Here is a 1,735-nt window from a genome sequence, read left to right as displayed (position 1 = left end):
CTGAACCATTCTTAATCCAGTCAATAGCCGCCTTGCGCTGGGCCTTGGTGCATAACGATTCATCACCGCACACAATCCGCATAGTTGATGGGTTGTTCCATGATGATAAAATATGCCGCGCATTGGCCAGGTTTGAAGTAAAAATAATGGCCGTTTGGATATTATTATCATCGAAATGATTACGCATATCCTCTATCGCGTCATCAATAATAACGTCAAATTTAACCCCGGCCGCGTCTTTATTAAAATCATCGCCAGACATTTTTACGCCGTTAATATCCACAGCCACGCCATTATTCAATGTTTCAATATGGCTTAAATGGCCTGCATCGATGAGCGATTTAATGCCGGGCTCAATTGACGTGTCATAAACTTTATCGGTAAAAAAAGGTAACGCCTTAATACTCGTTTCGTGCAGTTCGCCTTGGTCTAGCCTGTAGCCAGTGGCCGTAACTCCAATAACAACGATAGACGGGTTAATTCTTTTTAAACTGGTAATGATTTTTTGGATTTGGCTTGGCTTTTGGTCGATTGGCTTCCATGCCAAGCGGTGACACTCGTCGCACAAAATAACATCAAAACTGCCCGCCTTCGCCCTTAAATTAACAAAACTGGATGACATGGCAATAACCGCTTGTCTTGAGTGTTGCCGCTTGTTTAGCTGGCCGCAAACGATACCAAGGGCGCTTTTTTTTTCCATGTAGTCCCACGCTTCCGTGTGGTTTTGCTCGACCAACTCTAATCTAGGCACTAGCTGAAGCACCCTTTTTCCGTTATTTATATAATGATTTGTTAATGCCGCTAGACACAGCGATTTCCCGAGACCAGTCATTAAAACAGCATACGGCCTGCATTCCGGGCTTTTAGCTGCTTTAAATAGCGCATTACAGGCGTCTTTTTGATAACCCCTTAATTCTTTTTTCATTTTATTCCAAAAGCCTCAGTGGAATTTCAATAATCTTCAAATCCTGAATAAATCGCTCACACTCCACAGCGTCCTGAAAGATGGTCTTTTCCAGTAATTTATTTGCCGCTATTTCTTTGCGTAATTTTTCCGCTTTTGCGGATGAACGTTCTTTTAGAAATCGCGTCAATATTTGAATCGTTTTGTAACATTCGAGTTCATTTAGCTGTATATATCCTTTATCCCCCGTTATTTGTATGCTGACTTCTTTTCGCTTACCGCTAGAGCAAAAAGTCACAAAGTTAAGATCGTTAATTTCGTCAAATTGAGTAGACATTATTTTTATCCCATAAAAAAAGCCGGACTATCGTTAGTTCAGACGGGGCGAAAATTCGACCACCTAACGAAAAATCCAGCTTTGTTTAAATTTTCTTATCGGGTCTGACTCCGAGGTTTTATTATAGCATGTTTATTTTATTCTTAACGAATCAGTGCGCACCAACGTCACGCCAGGCAATTCGGGATTAGTTGCGGTGTAATGCACTTGGTCTAGACGCCCCGTGCCCGTCTGAATAGTCGCCCGTAATGATGCTGCTATTACCGACTTAACAGGTTTTTTGTGCTCGGGAACGGCAGGAACAGTAATGGTAAATGCTTCCGGTAATAACTCAGGGTCAAAATTTGCATCAAATTGCAGTGCGCCTGGCGTTAATGCCCTGCTGATTTGAAAAAGTTCACCGCGCGACTCTTTGATATTGTGCACAACCATAAAATCCAGCGCCATTTGCCTAAAAAACTCTAACCGATTGGTTGCGGTTTTTTTCTTTTTAG

Annotated in this window: 3 protein-coding genes; all 3 read right to left on the bottom strand. The window is 42.0% G+C overall.

The genetic code is table 11. The features are described 5' to 3' along the window. Nucleotides 1-925: DEAD/DEAH box helicase family protein (locus QZY09_RS02715; RefSeq protein ID WP_295667776.1), on the bottom strand; the 925-nt coding region annotated here is incomplete at its 3' end. Nucleotide 926: 1 nt separating this feature from the next. Continuing rightward, on the bottom strand, nucleotides 927-1,241 hold the full coding sequence (locus QZY09_RS02710; protein ID WP_295667774.1) for a hypothetical protein: 315 nt from the start codon (nucleotides 1,239-1,241) through the stop codon (nucleotides 927-929). Between the two features lie 132 nt (nucleotides 1,242-1,373). Further along, the coding region (locus QZY09_RS02705) for a hypothetical protein (RefSeq protein ID WP_295667772.1) at nucleotides 1,374-1,735 on the bottom strand (362 nt) is incomplete at its 5' end.

It is taken from the genome of uncultured Mucilaginibacter sp. (assembly GCF_903913935.1).
In the GTDB taxonomy this organism is placed as follows: domain Bacteria; phylum Bacteroidota; class Bacteroidia; order Sphingobacteriales; family Sphingobacteriaceae; genus Mucilaginibacter.
Note: the sequence above shows the minus strand (reverse complement) of the source record. Positions and strands in the feature narration are given on the sequence as shown.

What these genes read in the sequence shown, in the direction of transcription:
- QZY09_RS02710 (WP_295667774.1), bottom strand. Translation starts at nt 1,241, where the DNA reads ATGTCTACTCAATTTGACGAAATTAACGATCTTAACTTTGTGACTTTT.